2 pseudogenes are annotated in these 520 nt (G+C 66.5%); both read left to right on the plus strand.

Annotated features, from left to right (window positions below):
* Positions 1–347 (plus strand): annotated as a pseudogene (locus FQ746_RS28575) (nitrite/sulfite reductase); the annotation flags it as partial.
* Positions 348–365: 18 nt separating this feature from the next.
* A pseudogene (locus FQ746_RS28580) lies at positions 366–520 on the plus strand (oxidoreductase); the annotation flags it as partial.

A 520-nucleotide genomic window follows, 5' to 3' on the forward strand; every position in this document is an offset into this window, starting at 1 on the left:
TGTACGACCTCGGCGACCTGTCGCCGAATATTTCCGGTTGCATGAACTCGTGCGGTCATCATCACGTCGGCAACATCGGCATCCTCGGCGTCGACAAGGACGGCGCCGAGTGGTACCAGATCTCGCTGGGCGGCGAGCAGGGCACCGGCGCGGATGGCCTGAAGCTGGGCCGCGTGATCGGCCCATCGTTCTCGGCGCATGAAGTGCCGGACGTGATCAGCACGCTGGTCGACACCTTCGTGGAATCGCGCATCGACGGCGAGCGCTTCATCGATACCTACCAGCGTATCGGTCTCGCGCCGTTCAAGGAACGCGTCTACGCGGCCCGCCAGCCGGCCCACGCCTAAGCAACGAGGAATTAGCAGATGGCTTCGATTATCAAGAGCCGCGCCGTGATCGACGACGCATGGCAAGTGGTGCGGGCCGCCGAGGACGGCGCCCTGCCCGCGGTGGACGCGCTGGCGGCCGGCAAGCTGCTGGTGCCGCTGGCCTACTGGCAGGCCGAGCGCGAGGCGCTGGT

The sequence above is a fragment of the Paraburkholderia sp. BCC1886 genome (assembly GCF_900996245.1).
GTDB lineage: Bacteria > Pseudomonadota > Gammaproteobacteria > Burkholderiales > Burkholderiaceae > Paraburkholderia.